Origin of the sequence: Vibrio sp. B1FLJ16 (assembly GCF_905175385.1) — a bacterium.
Classification (GTDB): Bacteria; Pseudomonadota; Gammaproteobacteria; order Enterobacterales; family Vibrionaceae; genus Vibrio.
Window position 1 is genome coordinate 1,218,513 of the sequence record NZ_HG992750.1, and the last position, 18,523, is coordinate 1,237,035.

An 18,523-nucleotide genomic window follows, 5' to 3' on the forward strand; every position below is an offset into this window, starting at 1 on the left:
ATTGGCAGCAACTAACAGACTTAGATCTCCAATTTCTACTCATCAGACCTGCATAGAAATCACCAGCTTTAAAAATCATCTCTTGCTAACTAACTAATATAAAAGCATTAAAACTCCACCCTACTTCTTTCCCTAAATCAGGACATCACTAGACGATATTTTTATTCAAAAAAAGAGCATGCTTCACTTCAAGATTTAACCCGAGTTGCCGATAAAAATACAAACCAAAAGCAAACGGTTTCTTTTCCCATAATTTACCCAAGACATAAGAGGTAAAACGGAGTGAAGCCAAAGGAAGACTCAGAGGAGAATTCATGAAATTCAGGCATAAAGTTGTAACCGCTTCTTCAATCTTGCTGCTCATCACCGTGTCACTACTATCTATTAATCAGGTATTGACGATTCGTTCCCAAACTAAAGCGCATATTGAAACCAGCGTCCAGGAACTCTTAAGCAGTGTAAGAAACACCCTTCAAGCAGAAATGAATGCGAAGAAGGACCTCGCTCGTGCGACAACTCAGGTCATTGAGCTTAATTCTAACGACCAAGACTATGTACGAGATATCGTTGAAACCCCAACCCTTAAATCCAGTTACATTGCAATTGGTCTGGGATATGAAAGCAACGGTATTGTTATCGAGAATGACGATGGATGGGAACCTGACGCAAGTTACGATCCTCGTCAGCGTCCTTGGTATATCGATGCCAAAAACAAAGGTGATCTGGTCGTGACCGCACCATATGTTGATGCTTCATCTAAAAAGGTGATCATCTCTGTCGGAACCCCAGTTAAAACGAATGGTAAGTTCCAGGCAGCTATGTTTTACGACTTAGAACTGACTGCTTTGTCTGAGTTGGTTAACCAGGTAAACCTGTTTGATGCTGGTTACCTGTTTCTTGTATCCTCTGACGGAACAACGATTGCTCACCCTGATAGTAGTTTCCATGGCGAGAATCTAAGCCAATACCTCCCACAAATCGCTCTAGAGAGTTCGACTCAGGAATTCGAACTTGATAACAAGCCATATATGGCGAGCCTGACACATATTCCGGGTGAAGACTGGTATCTGGGTGCAGTGATCGACGAAAACGTCGCCTACGCAGAAGTCGCTCAATTACGTAACAGCGCAATCATCTATTCTATCATTGCGGTTATTGCGTCAATCATTGCTCTGACTCTGCTGATTCGCACGTTGATGCGTCCGCTGGATACACTCAACAACGCAATTAAGGATGTTGCATCCGGAAAAGGCGATCTTACGCGCCGCCTGGAGACTAACACCGATCCTGAGTTTTCTGAGCTAGCGAAAAATTTCAATACGTTCATTGAAAACCTGCAACATCAGATAATTGAATCGAAAAGTATTTCTGACCAAATCCTTAACGGCACACAAATGACTGCGAAGGGAGCAGAAGACTCAGCCAGCGCCACACAAACGCAGCTACAGGAACTGGAGCAGTTAGCGACAGCGATGCATGAGATGTCGGTGACGGCCACAGAAGTAGCGAATAACGCCCAAGGCGCAGCTAGTGCTGCAAAAGAGGCTGATCAAGCAACAGTTGAAGGATCATCGGTAGTAAGCGAATCAACTCAGACCATTAACCTTCTTTCAGACAGTATTGATCTTGCTGTCGAAGAAGTTCAGGTTCTTGAGTCAGCAACTGCGAACATCGAAACGATCCTTAAAGTGATTAATGACATCGCAGACCAAACTAACCTGCTTGCACTTAACGCTGCGATAGAAGCCGCTCGAGCGGGTGAATCTGGCCGTGGTTTCGCTGTCGTTGCTGATGAAGTACGTACGCTGGCTCAACGTACTCAAGAGTCAACCACAGAGATTCGCAGCATGATTGAACAGCTCCAGTCAGGTGCTGCATCCGTAGCCAATGCTATGCATCAAAGTAAAGGTAATGCCGTAGAAGCGGTAGAGAAAGCCGAGTTTGCTAATAATGCCCTTCAGCGCATCCGTGACGCAATCCAGCGTATCTCAGACATGAACTTACAGATTGCATCTGCGGCAGAAGAACAAAGCCTGGTTGCAGAAGAAATTAACAGTAACACGGTCAACATTAAAGACCTGTCTACTCAGGTTGCTGACTCTGCAAATATGACTAACGAGGCTATGCAAGTTCAGCAGGGACATGTCAGCAAGCAAGACGAGATACTCAATCGTTTTACCGTCTAAAGCTATCCGATAAAAACGAATAACAGCGAGCCTAGCTCGCTGTTTTTATTTCTGCTAAAGGTTATAACGCCTTAATCAGTAGAATGCATCTGACTATAGCTTTAAGTCGACGTGAACATAGCGGTCGTTAGAACGACGATAAAAGTGGTCATCAACTTTTAAATAGATCAAATTACCAATTTGGACAAACACGCTATTACTCGGAACCCGATCACGGTAGTAGTAGTGATGCCTCGGAGGTCTTGATTCCACCACTATTACTTCCCGATGTTTATGCTTGTGTTTGTGTTTACGCTTGTGGTGATGCGCATACTCTTCGTCATAATGCTGATGATGATCGCGTTTGTGGCCGTGCTTGTGTTTTGGATGAGCCGCCACGTCGGCACTAAACACACCTAACGACAGCATAACGCCAGCCATGGCATAGGATAATTGTTTTGGCACAACAGTTCCTCTTGTCGAAATTATCATCTACATCATAGGAAGTGCATGCCGAGCTCTTGTCAGTCCATTGCTAAGGATTTTCACCAAACCGTCAAACTTTCTTTTCTATATCAGTGATATGTCAGAGAGATAGCGCACGAGCGTGATTTCAGTTCCAATGCGGTAAGACCAATAAAAAAGCCGCACAGGATCAACCTGCGCGGCTCTCTGACAAACTAAATTTACTTTATACCGCTTGAGCTACCAGCAAGAAGCAGCCAAACAGAAACATCATGCTGATTCCGACTACACCGCCACCAGCCTCATAGATAGTGTTATCTTCAACAGGTACACGGCGCACTTTCATCGTCATCGATAGCGGAACAAATACCGCAAGGAACACCAGAATAATTCCTGCATAGCTAAGAATCGCTAAGAAGTGCTCCGGAGCAAATACCGCCCCTAATAAAGGCAATACAAACGTAGTCACGAATACCACTGGCTTGCTCGCTTGAAGTAAATCTGCGTTTTGATCGTACAATGCCATCGCTACGCCCAAGAAAGACGTCAACAATGCAAGGCCGGTAAACATTGACAGAATAAACTCAAGGCCAGAGTACTTCTGCCCTAGAACTGTAATCAGCTCGGTAACGTTTGAGTACTGCACTAGCTCATGTGGAGGTAAGTTCCCCACCACCGCCAGTAGCCACAACAGGTAACAAACAAGAGGAATGGTTGAACCGACAATGATCATATTACGCAGCTGAGTTTTCGTCGCTTCTTTGTTATACGTTACCAAAGAAGGAATCACCACCATAAAACCAAAGCTCGTAAACAGAACAGAACTGGTCTTAATCAGAGCCACTTTGTCGTTACTTACGACTTCATCCAAGCCTTCAAAGGTTACGCTTGGCATAAGGGCAAAAAGAGTGAAAACAAGCGCAATGATCATACCAATGAACAAAACACGATTTAGCTTATCAACAACGCCAGTACCGGCTGAAACAATGATGCCAACCAAAAGAGTAAAACCAACCTGGCTTGATACAGTTGAAGCTGGAATCCCGACGGATGCAGTCACCTTTTGAACGAGGTCGCCAGCGCCGATAATGTAAGCCATAAGAAGACAAACAAGCAGAGCATAAAGCAAGCCATTCGTGACTAACTGGCCACCTTTACCAAGCGTTTCGCGGGCAATGGCGTTCATGCTAACGCCTCCACCGACTTTACAGCTTGCTTCAAGAAGAAGCAGTGCCGCGTAAGTGGTTCCGGCCCAGATGAACAGCATAAGAAGAGTGCCCCACAGGAGGCCAAATTGAGCGAGCACCATAGGTATAGCAAGCATACCGGCGCCAAGAGCAGTACCTGCAACGATCAGGGAGCTGCCGACAAGTTTTAGATTCACGGTTAATACCTCTAAATTCAATCCGTTTTTGTTTCGCCTGCTGCACTCAGTCCAAAGTGCAAACAACAAAAAGCCCCCTACTTGCCGAATTTCAGACGCAAAGAGCCGAAATTTGGCAATACAATGCATTGAACAAAAGAGAACTAACTCTAATGGCCATAAGCATTTAGGAGATCCTTTCTGGACGATATTTTGATCGATGGGATGTCATAATTTTGGGTTCGAAGCAAAATCATCCATCGTACTCATCAATCACCCATCCGTAGCCCGAATAGGTTTGGTTCGACGAGATTGTAAGGCATAACTAGGAGGATTGAAAAGTAAAAGCTAAGGTTTGTAGCCATATATTTTAGGAAATTAACAATGCTTCTACAGATGTGTTGCTAATTTCACCAGAGACACGACGTTACACTGAATTACAAAGTTGAATAATTATTGTACAACCCCAAGCAGGTGTACAGATTACTTTACAACTTATAAGAAGGCGTTAGATTCCAATGGCGTAGCCTAGTTCGAACAATATCGTTATTATTCGCTGCGTACCGACATTATTCGGTTCACATACCTCTAAGCATTGAATTACGGTTCGAAAATTTGGTAATTCAGTGTCGAAATGCTGGGTGTGGTTCCCCAGCATTTATATTCTTTCCTTTTTATAGCTTCACTTTACAAACGATAGTGTTTTTGTCAGCTGGTATCATATTGATGCTTAGTACATCTTATCCAATGCTTCTATTATGAATGTCAGTGCTGAAATGCCTTCATCAGCAATTTCTTTTTCAACAACACTCATGTTTTCATAGAGCTTCATTAGTTCTTCTTCACCTATCGAATCACGGTGCAGGTACAGCTCTTTGTAATTCATCAACCGAAGTTGAGACTCGCGGGTCAAAGCCGCTGTGCTTTGTATTGAATGACGCTGCTTATCAACGATTTCACTTATTAGCCTGTCTAAAATGCGTTGCAATTTGCGAATAGATTTCTCACTCGCTATTGCATAATGCGACTGATCATTTTCCATATTATTTATAACCAACTGAAAGTATTTTTATTTATTTTTTAGGGTCGCCATTCTTAACCCTATTTGGACAAAGGGTAAAGTGCATCTGGTTAAACTGGTCCATTTCTTGCCCTATTTAGGTCAAAACAGTCCAGTCTGGAGGGACTATGCATATCGATCCTATTATCGAAGCGTTGATTAAAAGACGAAAAGAGCATGGTTTATCCCGTGAGCAAGTCGCCCAGATGGCGGGTATGAGCGTTAAAACTTATCAGAGAATCGAGCGAGGTGAATCAGACCTCAAGCTTTCACAATACCGCGCTATTTTGAGATCACTTAACTTAACTGACCTTGATATTTCTCTGGATATCAGAGATGTGGAGTACGTGACTGAAAACGACCTAGCGACTATTGCCAGAGTGCTATCACCAGAGGCACAAGCCTTACTCGTCCGCCTTTTATCACTGGTACTTGAAGAACGTAAAAACACTTCCTAAGTATGATGCCCTGTTATAATTAGTGATGTGTGAGTACACCTGTTCTCCAATACGTAACGGAGGCGTTTCATGAAAACTGGCTCAACCATCAGATGGGTTATTGCAACCCTAGTATTTTCTCTTACAAGCGTGGTTACAGTAACGGCGAAACCACATCACGAGCCTGCTGTCCGTCCGATAATTCAGCCCGGTAATAGTCACCATACCAGGCCTGTTACCAGACCCAACAGACCTCAACAACGGCCACCAACCCAACATCGTCCGCCTGGTTATCACCGGCCACCTAGTCACAGACCACCAAGTTATCACCGCCCTCCTCCGGTTGTTGTGCGTCCGCCACACCATCATACGACTTATATCAGCGTGAGTAGCGGATATCGGTACCCACCGTATCGCGGTCATTACTACTTCTACCACCGGGACTTAGTCGATATCGCCACATTCGCTATTTTCGCAGGGATAACATACGCGATTATTAACGATGCCTACTACCAGAAAAGCGGAGACCGCTATGTGTATGTGCAAAACCCGCCAGCGGGTAACTACACCATCATAGACAGCAATAATATTGCGCTAACGTCGTCGGGTACGACGAGTTCAACAAGTTCGAATCCTGCCTTAACCAGCCCCTATGCAAAAGGAGAAATTGTCGACACTCTCCCAAGCAGTAAGAAAACCGTGGTCGTTAACGGGCAAACTTACTTCCAGTACCAGAACACCTGGTTTTTACCATTAAGAGATCAGCATAAATATGTGGTTGTCGAACCACCTCTCTAGGTTAACCTAGAAATCACGAGATTTAACCTTGGTCATATTTTCCAAATTGTGCTCGTGTTAGCATCTGAACTCAAAAATACATAAGGTTACCAACATGGCATCAGACTACTACGGAACCAGTGCCAGTTACGCACGCAAAGAAGCCGGTTATCGAGAGAAAGCGCTCAAACTCTATCCCTGGGTATGCGGAAGGTGTGCCCGTGAGTTTGTATACTCAAATCTGCGTGAATTAACGGTTCACCACAAAGATCATGACCACACCAATAATCCGGAAGATGGCAGTAACTGGGAGTTATTATGTCTTTATTGCCACGATAACGAACACAGTAAGTACCTGGAACATGAGCGCTACGGGAGTGAGATAAAACCCGGAGAAGATGAGCATCAAGGCGCAACCTATAACCCATTTGCTGATTTAGCAAAAATGATGAAGAAGTGATTCGAAACGATCAGAGATTTTCTCCGCGCTTGATGAATCTGACCAGGGTCTGTTGACCCTAATCTCAATGCACTTTAGCTAACCTGTGGGGTAATGATTACCCCTTTGTTACTTTGCGCGTCTATCACAATAATCTTCATTATCGGATTACCGCAGTATGGGATTAGCACCTGACGTTCAGCCTGGTCATTGACGTTCACTTGGCTGATTAATGTTCCTATTAACTGGTCATCAGAGGTAACTAGAATATCGCCGCTGACTGGCTTGCCCTGATACTGCAAAGTAAAGGTCGTTCTTTCTAAGGCAGTAAAGCTCCCGTCAATTAACTCAAAATCAAACCCACCACTTGAACAACGTTTACTGCGAATTTCACACTCAAACAGTGTTGGATCTACAGCGGCATCTGCAAACTCCATTTTCTTGTCAAGATTGAGGATGTCGGGTAACCAGTACCCGAGCCCAAACAGAACAATAAAAGCAATAATCTTTTTAATCATGCTAAACCACGAAACGACTACTGACAGAATTCAGCTCTTTAATTGCCTCAGAAAGTTCACTAACCGAATTCTTCTGACTCTCAGATTGCTGAGCGATAACACCAGAAGATGCATTAACGCCGGACATGGTATCGGTAATCTGATTTAACGCACCAGACTGCTCATCAACAGAGGTTGAGACCAGGTACATCTGATCGTTTACCTGTGAAATATTGGTCGAGATTTGCTGTGTCATGTCCATGATCTCGCTGACTGAGCCAACGACATTATCTGACTGCTCAATCACACTGGAAATATTTTTAGTCGACAACTTAATGTTCTGATCCAACGCTGAGAGCGACTTGTTAATCTCCTCTACACAGGTATGAGTGCGTGTCGCCAGGTGGCGTACTTCATCAGCCACAACAGCAAAACCGCGCCCCGCTTCGCCAGCACGGGCAGCTTCTATAGAGGCATTAAGCGCTAGAAGGTTTGTTTGCTCTGAGATTCCCGTGATGGTTTGCAGTATCTGATGAATGTTTTCTGTATCTTTAGATACGTCTTCTACATTCTCCCTAGTGTTACTCACCGTATTTTTCAGGGACTCAAGAACCATTTGGCAACTTGATGATTTTTCTAACGCATTATTGGTCAGGTCACTGGCATATTGCGTATTCTCACTACAAGTTTGTGCTGTCGTCGACATAATGCTGAATGAGCTACTGAGCTGCTCTATCGCTGTTGCAACCATCTCGGCATTCGCTGCATTTTGCGACACCTCTTGGTCAACAGCCGAAACATTAGTAACTAAGTTTTGGGCAACATGCTCTAATCCACTTATCGCTTGTTTTTGTACCGTTACCATATGGCGCAACTGAGTTATTAAGCTGTTGAATCGGATGTAAAACTCATCCCCAGTTTTTAGCTCAATGTTTAAATCCAGCTTATCTTCCTGAACCAACTGCTCAACCGACTTGGTGACGTATTCCATTTTACGTGTACTGTTCGCTTGTGTAAGCGAGCCATAAATAGAGACGCTCGCCTGGAAAATCGCATACAAGCAGTGTTGAATAACCATCGAGAAACTTGAACCCGGCGGATACGCATAAACTGGCAAACCAGACGTTTGCAAAAAGTAAAACGCGACATGATGAATAGCCGCAGCAATCAGAGTGTGCAGCACCATTACCCAGTCGTTATACAAAGTCATCAGACCAAGTAAGATAAATACTTCAAAGTGCATCATCTCATCGCCGTATGCCTGATGAATATGTAAAGCCACAAAGCCATACATTAGATAAGGTATTACCGAACGAAAAGGCTGAGAATTAAGAACAGAAACAGCGGCGAGCAGTATCAAGGCAACAATGAAATCAGCCGTCGAAAATCCGTATTTTATAAAATACACAAATGTTAAAGCAGCTAAGGGACCTGCTATCAGGTAAGTTTTTTGTTTAAAAGTAAGCATGCGTCCAAAATTCATTTTTGCTACCTCTTCATAATCTATCTGTTAAGACTATGGTTTGTTTTTATAATGCATGAGCAGATTGCGATATCCAGATATCGGCAAGACCACAATAAACTTAAGTGTTTATTTGGCAAAAACCGAGACAGATTCCCTATACATGAAATGCCCGGCAACTCTTGTCTAACTGGTGTGTACCAAATAGAATGAATCGCAATTCGACGATTAACTATAAAGACCAAACCATGAGCGATAAGTGCGACACTAACGGCCAGGTTTCTTTTGAGACCAATCAACAGCAGCTGGAAACTGAAAAGATGTTAGCGGCACAAGCAAAAGCCTTGTCGCACCCTGCGCGTTTACGCATTCTACATATCCTTCATACGCTGGACACCATGGGTGGATGCCTGAACAGTGACTTGGTGTCTGAGCTTGGTCTTGCTCAATCCACCGTTTCGGAACACCTGCGTATTCTCAAACAAGCTGGATTCATCACTGCGGAGCCAAATCCGCCCAAGGTTTGTTACCGGATTCAACGTGAGACATTAGATAACTTCAACAAGGAGTTTTCTGATCTTTTCAAATAACTGTCCTTGTGGGTTGACTGGAAGTATCAACGCAATAATCACAACAAACGCCTTTCTTACACAAAACGCGTTTTTATTGGCTTTCATACTCTTTTCTTACGTAATTCATTTATGCTAGTCCGGCAGAGCTCACAAAAGACAAGGAAAATGAGATGGAATTAGATATTTACGTAGTTGACGCATTTACAGATATACAGTTTAAAGGCAACTCAGCCGCTGTCGTTCCCCTTACTGAGTGGCTTGCGCCAGAGCTCATGCAAAACATCGCCACAGAGAACAATCTGTCTGAGACTGCATTTATTAAGCAAGTCGGCCAGAATCAATACGAGATTCGCTGGTTCTCACCACTAACTGAAATCGACTTTTGTGGTCACGCGACACTGGCTTCATCCAAGGTTCTTTTCGAGTAACTCAATGTGAAAGGCAGTATCGAATTCCATACTTTGAAAGTCGGTAAACTGACCGTGGTAAAGAATTCAGAAGGTAAGATAGAAATGACCTTCCCTGCCAGACCACCTAAGCCCGTTACAGAAGTCCCAAGAGCACTGATTGAAGGACTGAACTGTAAAGTCGATCGCGTACTAATAAGCCCGCAAGCTTACTTTGTTGTGTTAGACAGCCAACAAGCGGTGCTGGAAGTTGAATACCGTTCTGAACAGCTTAAACAACTTGCGCCTTACGATGTTGTCGTCACAGCACAAGGTTCTGAGTACGATTTTTTCTCGCGTTACTTCTGGCCTGCCAATGGTGGTGATGAAGATCCTGTTACAGGCTCTATTCATGCAGGGCTTGCGCCATTTTGGGCGGAAGAGCTTGGTAAAGACTCACTTATCGCATACCAGGCTTCAGCGCGCGGTGGCATTTTACACTGTGACGTAAACGAAGATAGCGTTAAAGTTTCCGGAGATGGTGTACTGTATATGAAAGGGAAAATTTTCGTCTAATACACAACCTCGCTACCCGATTCAAAGCTGAGCCCAGCGCAGTTGGGCTTTCCAACCTTAGCGGTCATCTCCAAAACACCCCAAGATGCAACGACCGGCGAAAATGCCCGATCACGCTCTAAGTCTTTCTATCTAAAAAGAAGTGTTTAGCTATAACATGCTAAGCTGTATTGGAACTTTGCCGCAAGTGTGAGGTTACTTAGACAACCATCTTTAAGGACGCGCTGCATTATGAAGCGAATCATATTTGGTACCTTAATCATTACCCTTTTGACTGCATGTTCAAAAGACAATGCTCATCAGGCACTCGGCACACTTGAGCGTGACCGCGTCACGTTTACAGCAACATCCAATGAGATTATTCGTGCCCTGCCCGTCAAAGAAGGCAACCAGGTTAAGGAAGGCGAGGTTCTCGTACAGCTCGATACCAAGAACCAGCAAGCGATACTAGCCCATGCGGTAGCGGAACAAGCAAAAGCTGACGCTTATCTGTTAAAACTGACCAATGGTGAAAGACCAGAAGACATCGCAGCTGCATCAGCAAGAGTCGCTAGAGCCCAGGCACAGCTTACCGAAGCTCAGAAGAACTACCAACGAAAAGCTGAATTAGTACGTAAAAAACTAATCAGCCAATCAGAGAAAGATTCCGCACTTGCGGCAAGAGACTCGGCTAGAGCCGAGTTAGATTCCGCCCAAGAAGAGTTCAGTAAACTTACAGCCGGATCTCGACCGGAAGATATCGAACAAGCCAAAGCCGAACTGATGGCGGCAAAGGCTGATGTTGCTTTACAGGAGCAAAAGCTGGCAGAACTCACCATCACAGCGACCCGTGAAGGTACTTTAGATAACCTGCCTTATAACTTAGGCGAGCGCGTACCAGTTAACGGTGTGGTTGCCGTGATACAGGCGAGCCGCGTACCCTATGCGCGCGTTTACGTCCCGGCAAATTACCGTATTAACTTTGTTCCGGGAACCTCTGTCACTGTTAACGTCGATGGTTTAGATGCTCCTTTGCAAGGCACTGTTCGCTGGGTCGCCAGCGAGCCGTCTTTTACTCCTTATTTTGCACTTACCGAAGAAGAGCGCTCTCGACTGATGTATCTGGCAGAAGTCGACTTACCTGATTCTGCAAAATCCCTGCCCTCCGGCGTTCCCGCTCAGGTTGATTTGGTGGAGTAGCCCGATGACAGAGTACGCGATTCAGGCGCAGAATGTGGTCAAAAAGTTTGGTAACTTTACCGCCATCAATGACATTACCTTAAACGTACCTAAAGGCTCTATCTATGGCTTTTTAGGCCCCAATGGTTGCGGTAAATCCACCACTATTCGCGTACTGACTGGCCTGCTAAGTCCCACTGAAGGCAGTGTGGATGTACTTGGATTAGAGATCCCGAAACAATCCGAGTTGCTTCGGCTCAAGATAGGCTACATGACGCAAAAGTTCTCCTTATACGACGACCTCTCGGTACAGGAAAACCTCGAATTCATCGGGCAGATTTTCGGTTTGGGCAGCAAACTACTCCACTCGCGGATCGAAGAACAGTTAAAAACCTACGGTTTGGATCAGCTACGCAAACAACGTGTCAGTGGTATGAGCGGAGGTCAAAAACAGCGCCTGTCTCTGGCAGCCGCAACCATGCATAAACCTGAGCTTCTGTTTCTTGATGAACCAACGTCCGCCGTCGATCCGGAGAACCGCCGTGAATTCTGGGAGCAACTGTTTGACTTGTGCGATCAAGGCACAACGATATTGGTTACTACACATTACATGGATGAAGCAGAGCGCTGCCATCGCCTGGCCATTATGGAGTCGGGTGAAATCCGCGCCGATGGCGAACCTGAACAGCTGATGGAAAACATGGGCGTAAACATTGTCGAAGTCAAAGCCGACAAGTTACGTGAGTTAAAGGAAAAGCTCATTCAGCGTGAGGAAGTTCGTTCCGCAGCTCAACTCGGTATTCGCTTGCGCATCCTCATCCACCAGCACATTAAACATCCCATCGATTGGCTGAAACAGGAGTTTCCGGAATTGCAGAATGCCGAAATGAACTTCGCCCGCCCGAGTCTGGAAGATGTATTTGTCAGCGTGACAGGAAAAGGCCGCCAATGATGAAACCAATCGCCCGAATGAAAGCCGTAATGATGAAAGAGTTTCGTCAGCTTTCCCGTGACCGTATTACCTTCGGAATGGTGGTGATGATTCCGCTGATTCAGTTATTACTGTTCGGGTTCGCTATCAACACTGACATTCGTAATATTCCGGTCGGTGTTGTTGATCAAAGTGGCAGCACTGCAGGCCGCATCATCACTCAGTCTGTTAAAGTCACACAAGTTGTTGATATAAAGGAAACATACGCCACCGCACAGGAAGCCGAGCAAGCAATTCAGGATGGGTTAGTCCGGGCTGTATTGATTTTACCCAAAGACCTTACCCAACGAATGATGCAAGGGCGTGAACTGGGTCAATGGATTGTAGACGGTTCCGATACCATGATCAGCTCCGCCATATTATCGCTGCAAACCATGCCTCTGACCGACTTTGATTTCGAAATAAAGCCACAAGTAACCAAAACCTTTGAAGTCGCGCTGTACTACAACCCAAGCCGCCGTTCAGCCGTCAATATTGTACCCGGTTTACTCGGCGTGATTCTTACCATGACGATGATCCTGTTTACCAGTGCGGCCATTGTTCGCGAGAGGGAGCGTGGCAATTTGGAGCTTTTGATCACAACACCAATCCATTCTATTGAACTGATGATCGCCAAAATCGTCCCTTATATTTTCGTCGGATTGATTCAAGTCTTTATCATTTTAGGATTAGGACACTGGATTTTTGGCGTACCAATTAACGGCGCTATCAGCCATATACTATTTGGTACGTTACTGTTTATTGCTGCTAGTTTAACCTTAGGGTTGGTCATTTCCACCATTGCCAAAACACAGCTTCAGGCGATGCAGATGACGGTCTTTATCCTTCTTCCTTCGATTTTGCTATCAGGGTTTATGTTCCCTTACGAAGGTATGCCTGTCGCCGCACAATGGATATCAGAAGCACTGCCTGCTACCCATTTTATGCGGATGATTCGTGGCATTGTACTGCGTGGTGCAGACTTGTTCGACCTGTGGAGGGATACGCTATGGTTAATTGCATTTACAGTATTCGGGCTGCTGGTCGCTTCACTGAGATTTAAGAAATCCCTTGATTAGCAAGAACATTTCATTCTGTCAGAGACGCATGTTCGCAGGATGAGCCCTTTGGACTGCATTGAATTCATAGGGATAAATTTAATCCGTTGGGCGACATCCGCCAGCTAATAATACTCCCCCATCGAACAGTCTTTTATGTCGTAAATATTGTAGTTGCTTACCGAGTTAATCTTAAAATCAAACACCACTTCTTTACAGACCATTCCCTGCTTGTCGGTGTAAGTGATAAAACCTTCACTGTACGCTCGCTTCTCATCAGATGACCTCACATGGGCAACGAGTTCAAGATAGCCGCTGCGTGAATCTACCCGATTCATGACCTCAAATGCGTCCAGCCACTCTTCACGGTTGGCCATCTGGAGTAACATTGACTCCGCTTGAGTTTCCAGTTGAATAGGATATGCGTAGAAACGGTTGTAACCAAAATAGGCGCACATCAATAGTAAAACTAATCCAAATGAGGTTGTTCTCGTCATACAATTGCCTCTTGTAATTATTAAAATTCAGCGTTGTAACTTGAGTATAGAAGTTAGGCAAAGTTTAGGTTAAAGAACTAACCTGAATAACAGAGAATCGTCAGGAACAGTCAACTCTCTGACAATCTAGTCAAAAATGTTTAGAGGTTGTTTAAACTTTGTACTTTTTTACTACTACGTGATCGCCTTAGCAGCTAACGGAACGATATTTCAAAGCCAACGCCATGTACAAACTGCGGCGAAAATCAGCTCAAACACTCGACACCAAACTAACGAAATCGATGCAGATAACAAAAGAGCGAGAATCAAAACCAGATCCCCGCCCTTGCTAAAATCAGACCAACCAAATAATTAAATATTATGAGTGCGCTCGGCCGCCTTTTCTGTTTCAGTAGCAAGCTCAGACACTTCAACTTTCACCGCTGCCACCTTAAACTCAGGAATCTTCGCATGAGGATCCGTTGCTGTCGTTGTTAATCGGTTGACTGGCGATTCAACAAAGTGGAACGGAATAAACACCACTCCTTTTTGCATGCGCTTAGTAACAAAAGCATCGATTTCAATACAGCCACGCCGTGTCGATATTTTAAGGCGTTGACCATTAGTGATTTTTAGTTCCTCTGCATCTTCCACGCTGATCATTGCCCTTGGCCCTGCAAGATTATCCAGTCCTTTGGTTTTACGCGTCATGGTACCGGTATGGAACTGTTCCAAGACACGACCTGTCGTCAGTACCAACGGGTATTCTTCATCAGGCAATTCAGCCGCGTAGCGGAACGGAATGCCCACCATCTGCCCTTTTCCACGAGTAAACTGGGTCTGGTGCATAATACGCGTGCCGTTCGGGTTATTTTTATTACTTGGCCACTGAACACCGTTCGGCGTAATCGTATCCCAGCGCAATCCGGCATACTGCGGGGTGACGCGTGCTATCTCATTGGTGATTTCCGATACACAGCGGTAATTCCAATCACTGCCCATTGCATTAGCGAGCTCCTGGATAATCCACCAGTCTTCTTTTGCCTCTCCCGGAGCAGAGACAACAGCATTCACGCGCTGGACCCGACGCTCAGTGTTGGTGAAGTGTCCGGATTTCTCAGCAAACGAGCAGGAAGGCAGCACTACATCAGCATACTGCGCAGTCTCGGTAAGGAAAATATCCTGTACCACTAAGAAGTCCAGATATTCCAAGCCGTTAATAACATGTGCCTGGTTTGGGTCACTCAATACTGGGTTCTCACCCATAATGTACATACCGCGAATTTCACGCTTGCACGCCGAATCAATCATTTCGGTTAGAGTTAACCCGGGCTCAGCAGGTAAGTCTGACGCATTCCACTCTATGGAGAATTTCTGACGAACCATCGGGTTATAGACTTTTTGGTAGCCCGGATAACAGTTTGGCAGAGCACCCATGTCACATGATCCCTGAACATTCGACTGACCACGCAGAGGATTAATACCGCCGCCTTCGATACCAATATTGCCGCACAGCAACTGAAGATTCGCAATCGAACGCACGTTGTCATGACCGGTGGTATGTTGTGTGATCCCCATGGAGTAATAAACAGCGGTACGTTTTGCCGTCCCTATCATCCGGGCCATCGCGAAGATATCATCGGCTTTCACGCCGGTTACCAGTTCAACTTTGTCTAAATGGTAAGCTGGTGACATCACCTCTTGCAGCAAGGTATCGAATCCATCAACACGCTCTTCAACGTATTCCTGATCGTACCATCCGTTTTTAATGATCTGCTGCATCACGCCGTTAAGCAGCATCACATCCGTACCCGGCCGGTGTGCAAGATAGAGCTCAGCATGATCTACCATATCAACACGTTTAGGGTCTGCCACCACCAGACGCGCGCCGTGATGACGAATCGCCTGTTTGATGTGTGAAGCAATAATAGGGTGCGCTGACGTGGTATCAGAACCAATGATAAAAATCACATCTGAGTGTTTGATACTCGGAATATCATTGGTCATCGCCCCGCTGCCTAACGACGCTTCTAACCCGGTAACGGTGGATGCATGGCATAATCGCGCACAGTGATCGACATTATTTGTACCGAGTTCACGACGAATAAACTTCTGGAACGCGTAGTTATCTTCATTGGTGGTTTTTGCTGACGATAAGCCAGCCAGTGCATTGCCGCCAAAGCCTTGCTTAATAGACGAAAGCTTTGATGCCACCAGTTGAATCGCTTCATCCCAACTGGCGGGTTGTAACCACCCGTCTTTTCGGATCAGTGGTGTCGTCAGACGCTCGTCACTGCTTATGAAATCAAAGCCAAAGCGGCCTTTTACGCACAGCATGCCCTGGTTAACTGGCGAATCAGCCCCCTTAACGTAGCGGACTTTGTTCTCTGCTTGGTCAACAAACATGGTTAACTTACAGCCAACGCCACAGTAGGTACAGATGGTATCCACTGCTTTCAAATCCTCAGTCCGACCTTGAGAGCGATCCCGGCTATCAACCATCGCACCAGTTGGGCATGCCTGAACACACGCGCCACATTGCACGCATTTCGAGTCTCCCATAAGAATGGAGCCGCCGCACTTATCCCCTTTTTCATCGAAACGGAATCGCGGCCGATCGTCCGGTCTTAACGCAGGGCGACCGTTTGTATCTGAAACAAAACTCAATACACCGTGAACCGCTTGTTCGCGACATGCCTGTATACACTGACCGCAACTGATACATCGGTTCGCATCAAACTCAATAAATTCCGAACTGCGGTCCACCTGGTATTTATGACGATGATCTTTGGCGCGTAAATCAAGCCAATGATGGTGTTCCAGAACATCACTGACATTTACCTTAAGTGAGCCATCAAACTTTTGTTCCGCCCGATACTCAGTTGAGTAATCGCGCAGAGCACAATCGGTACTTGCCTGACAGCCACATTCCAGGCAACGCGCCGCTTCTTTCATCGCCTCTTCATTATCAAAGCCAAGTTCTACTTCAGCAAAACTCTGCTCGCGCTGTTCTGGCGTCAACTCTGGCATGATTGAGCGGGCAACTTTTTGAATGTTCTCAAAATGTAGCGGGTCAACCTGCGCCAGTTTCTGTTCTTTGCGCGAGTTAAAAGCAGGCTTAGGCATATCAGCCATATCACCGTTAAGGAACAGATCGATCGCCTTTGCGGCTACTCGCCCGTCACCGACTGCTTCTACCGCTGTTGCCGGGCCGCGACGAAAGTCACCAATACTGAAGATATTACCCGTACCAGTATGCATGGTTTGAGCATCAGATTCTGAGGTATTCCAGCGCGTGATTGGTATCTCTAAATCATCATTTTCTAAGAAACTCAAATCAGGTTTCTGTGAAACCGCCGCTATAACGGTATCAAACGCTTCAGTAAAGAACTCACCTGTTGGTTTCGGACTGCGACGCCCTGATGAATCCGCAGCACCAAGTGCCATCCGCTCTAACCGAATCGCACTGACACGTCCGCTTTCATCGGCAATATTCTCAGCAGGATTGGTCAGGAAATGGAACTTAACGCCTTCGTGTTCAGCTTCAACAATTTCATAATCTTCAGCTGGCATTTCCTCGCGGGTGCGGCGGTAAATCAAGGTAGTATCAGCGCCAGCACGACGAGCGGTACGGGCACAGTCGATAGCCGTATTACCACCACCGATAACCGCGACTTTTTTACCTGTTACATACTGCTGCTCAGTAACGTAATCCTTCAGATAATCTACTCCCAGATAACAGCCGTCTAATTCGCTGCCCGGGTAGGCCATCTCAACCGCTTTCGATGCACCGACCGCCAGACAGACTGCGTCATACTCTTCACTCAATTGAGATAGCGTGAAATCCACTCCAAGCTCTTGATTGGTCTTTACCTGCATGCCGTTGCGGCTCATCAGCTCGATCTCTTTATCCAGAATATCTTTTGGTAAGCGATACTCAGGGATACCGTAGCGCAACCATCCACCTGCTTTCGGCATCGACTCGAACACCGTAACGTCATAACCTTCATTGGATAAGTAGTAACCCGCGGTTAAGCCTCCTGGCCCACCTCCAACAATAGCAATGGTCCGGTTTTTGGCTGGTTTCTTCTCCGGAACATAAGCATCATAAGCGGCTAAATCCACATCGGCGGCATGACGCTTCAACTGACGAATCGCGATCGGCTCATCCACTAAGGAGCGGCGGCATTCACTTTCACAGAATGCCGGACACACTCGCCCAATCGACAACGGCATTGGTAATGTACGTTTGATCACCTCAATCGCTTTCTGATGATCGTTTTGCGAAATGTGATAAAGGTAAGACTGAATATCGACACCTGCCGGACATGCCGTTTTGCACGGGGCTTCACAGTCAGCGTAATGATCCATCATAATTCGGTTCAGGGCTTTTCTGCGGTGTTCACTAAGTGATTCTGACTGCGTGACCACATTTAAGCCGCGATAGACTTCCAACTCACACGCGCGCTTTGTACCGCCGCTTTCTACCTCGACGACACATAAATCACACGGAATTTTTTCACTATTTTTATTCATTCCGCAAAGTGAAGGGATCTCTACCCCACACACTTTTGCTGCTTCAAGAAGAGTGAGTCCTTCCTCTACGATGCGATATTTCCCGTCGATGACAATCTCAATCATATGCTACCCGAGGCGAGTGAA

General features: G+C 45.8%; 15 protein-coding genes and 1 pseudogene. 9 read left to right on the forward strand and 7 right to left on the reverse strand.

Annotation, left to right across the window (positions count from 1 at the left end):
* Positions 1–314 precede the first annotated feature (314 nt).
* The gene (locus KHN79_RS19405; protein ID WP_182009067.1) at positions 315–2,186 is read left to right on the forward strand and encodes a methyl-accepting chemotaxis protein; all 1,872 of its coding nucleotides are present in this window, start codon (positions 315–317) and stop codon (positions 2,184–2,186) included.
* A gap of 93 nt (positions 2,187–2,279) precedes the next feature.
* Here KHN79_RS19405 and KHN79_RS19410 read toward each other — a convergent pair whose 3' ends face one another.
* The 3 genes from KHN79_RS19410 to KHN79_RS19420 form a co-directional block, all read right to left on the reverse strand.
* Entirely contained in the window at positions 2,280–2,630 is a 351-nt protein-coding gene (locus KHN79_RS19410) for a hypothetical protein (RefSeq protein WP_182009066.1), read from the reverse strand.
* 226 nt (positions 2,631–2,856) lie between these two features.
* A complete protein-coding gene (locus KHN79_RS19415) occupies positions 2,857–4,014 on the reverse strand; it encodes an aromatic amino acid transport family protein (protein WP_182009065.1) in 1,158 nt (385 codons plus the stop codon).
* 709 nt (positions 4,015–4,723) lie between these two features.
* Positions 4,724–5,035 (reverse strand): hypothetical protein, encoded by a 312-nt coding sequence (locus tag KHN79_RS19420; protein ID WP_182009064.1) that lies wholly within the window; start codon positions 5,033–5,035, stop codon positions 4,724–4,726.
* Positions 5,036–5,181: 146 nt separating this feature from the next.
* On the opposite strand from KHN79_RS19420, the gene KHN79_RS19425 reads away from it, so the two are divergent.
* The 3 genes from KHN79_RS19425 (at position 5,182) to KHN79_RS19435 (ending at position 6,727) form a co-directional block, all read left to right on the forward strand.
* Positions 5,182–5,511: a helix-turn-helix transcriptional regulator gene (locus KHN79_RS19425; protein WP_182009063.1), complete on the forward strand. Its 330-nt coding sequence runs from the start codon at positions 5,182–5,184 to the stop codon at positions 5,509–5,511.
* 69 nt (positions 5,512–5,580) lie between these two features.
* Entirely contained in the window at positions 5,581–6,288 is a 708-nt protein-coding gene (locus KHN79_RS19430) for a hypothetical protein (RefSeq protein WP_182009062.1), read from the forward strand.
* Positions 6,289–6,382: 94 nt separating this feature from the next.
* Positions 6,383–6,727: a YajD family HNH nuclease gene (locus KHN79_RS19435; RefSeq protein ID WP_182009061.1), complete on the forward strand. Its 345-nt coding sequence runs from the start codon at positions 6,383–6,385 to the stop codon at positions 6,725–6,727.
* Positions 6,728–6,801: 74 nt separating this feature from the next.
* Here the strand turns inward: KHN79_RS19435 and KHN79_RS19440 are convergent, their stop codons facing one another.
* Positions 6,802–7,224 carry a hypothetical protein gene (locus KHN79_RS19440; RefSeq protein ID WP_182009060.1) on the reverse strand — a complete coding sequence of 141 codons (423 nt, stop codon included), beginning with the start codon at positions 7,222–7,224 and terminating at the stop codon, positions 6,802–6,804.
* 1 nt (position 7,225) lies between these two features.
* Positions 7,226–8,686, reverse strand: a complete 1,461-nt coding sequence (locus KHN79_RS19445) for a methyl-accepting chemotaxis protein (protein WP_182009059.1) — start codon at positions 8,684–8,686, stop codon at positions 7,226–7,228.
* Between the two features lie 227 nt (positions 8,687–8,913).
* Between KHN79_RS19445 and KHN79_RS19450 the strand changes: the two genes are divergently transcribed.
* From KHN79_RS19450 to KHN79_RS19470, 5 genes and pseudogenes are all read left to right on the forward strand, one after another.
* Positions 8,914–9,255 (forward strand): winged helix-turn-helix domain-containing protein, encoded by a 342-nt coding sequence (locus KHN79_RS19450; protein ID WP_182009058.1) that lies wholly within the window; start codon positions 8,914–8,916, stop codon positions 9,253–9,255.
* Between the two features lie 152 nt (positions 9,256–9,407).
* Positions 9,408–10,199: pseudogene (locus KHN79_RS19455) on the forward strand (PhzF family phenazine biosynthesis protein).
* A 231-nt stretch (positions 10,200–10,430) separates the two neighbouring features.
* Positions 10,431–11,378: an HlyD family efflux transporter periplasmic adaptor subunit gene (locus KHN79_RS19460; protein ID WP_182009057.1), complete on the forward strand. Its 948-nt coding sequence runs from the start codon at positions 10,431–10,433 to the stop codon at positions 11,376–11,378.
* Positions 11,379–11,382: 4 nt separating this feature from the next.
* Positions 11,383–12,309, forward strand: a complete 927-nt coding sequence (locus tag KHN79_RS19465) for an ABC transporter ATP-binding protein (protein ID WP_182009056.1) — start codon at positions 11,383–11,385, stop codon at positions 12,307–12,309.
* A complete protein-coding gene (locus KHN79_RS19470; RefSeq protein WP_182009401.1) occupies positions 12,309–13,406 on the forward strand; it encodes an ABC transporter permease in 1,098 nt (365 codons plus the stop codon). The genes KHN79_RS19465 and KHN79_RS19470 overlap by 1 nt, the downstream gene beginning before the upstream one ends.
* Positions 13,407–13,510: 104 nt before the next feature.
* Here KHN79_RS19470 and KHN79_RS19475 read toward each other — a convergent pair whose 3' ends face one another.
* A complete protein-coding gene (locus KHN79_RS19475) occupies positions 13,511–13,882 on the reverse strand; it encodes a hypothetical protein (RefSeq protein ID WP_182009055.1) in 372 nt (123 codons plus the stop codon).
* A gap of 351 nt (positions 13,883–14,233) precedes the next feature.
* Positions 14,234–18,502: a formate dehydrogenase subunit alpha gene (gene fdhF, locus KHN79_RS19480; RefSeq protein WP_182009054.1), complete on the reverse strand. Its 4,269-nt coding sequence runs from the start codon at positions 18,500–18,502 to the stop codon at positions 14,234–14,236.
* Positions 18,503–18,523: the final 21 nt, after the last annotated feature.